Source organism: Pseudomonas sp. NPDC085632 (genome assembly GCF_044541255.1).
GTDB lineage: Bacteria > Pseudomonadota > Gammaproteobacteria > Pseudomonadales > Pseudomonadaceae > Aquipseudomonas.
This window is the reverse complement of sequence record NZ_JBITSX010000027.1, coordinates 78,220-78,852: the sequence shown is the minus strand read 5'-3', so window position 1 is coordinate 78,852 and position 633 is coordinate 78,220. Positions and strand designations below refer to the sequence as shown.

Here is a 633-nt window from a genome sequence, read left to right as displayed (position 1 = left end):
CTCGGAACGTACGGTGTGGCCCGGGGCTTTCGGCGCGATCATGATCACGTCGAGGTCGGCGCGCGGAACAACCTGGTTGTAGTGGATCGCGAAGCCGTGGGAGAAGGCCAGAGTGGCGCCTTTCTTGATGTTCGGCTCGATTTCGTTCTTGTACAGGGAGGACTGGAACTCGTCCGGGGTCAGGATCATGACCAGGTCGGCAGCTGCAACAGCGGAAGCAACGTCGGTCACTTTCAGGCCGTGAGCTTCAGCTTTGGCAACGGTGGCCGAACCTTTACGCAGACCAACAGTAACGTCAACGCCGGAATCTTTCAGGTTGCACGCTTGAGCGTGGCCTTGGGAACCGTAACCGATGATGGCAACTTTCTTGCCCTGGATGATCGACAGGTCGCAGTCTTTTTCGTAATAAACTTTCATGAAATTCCCCTATATATCCAGGCCGTTCAGGCCATTCGCTAATTTGGTTTAGATGCTGAGTACTTTGTCGCCGCGGGCAATGCCGGTCACGCCGCTACGGACGGTTTCCAGAATCGACGCGGTGCCGATGGACTGAATGAAGCTGTCGAGCTTGTCGCTGGTACCGGTCAGTTGAACGGTATACACGCTGGCGCTGACGACGACGATCTGTCCACG

The 633-nt window shown here is 56.4% G+C and carries 1 protein-coding gene and 1 pseudogene; both read right to left on the bottom strand.

Annotated elements, in window-relative coordinates; translation table 11 throughout:
- Positions 1–417, bottom strand: a 417-nt coding sequence (locus ACIF4X_RS18000) for an NAD(P)-dependent oxidoreductase (protein ID WP_397483171.1), incomplete at its 3' end; no start/stop codon positions are given.
- A gap of 48 nt (positions 418–465) precedes the next feature.
- Positions 466–633 (bottom strand): annotated as a pseudogene (ilvH, locus tag ACIF4X_RS17995) (acetolactate synthase small subunit); the annotation flags it as partial.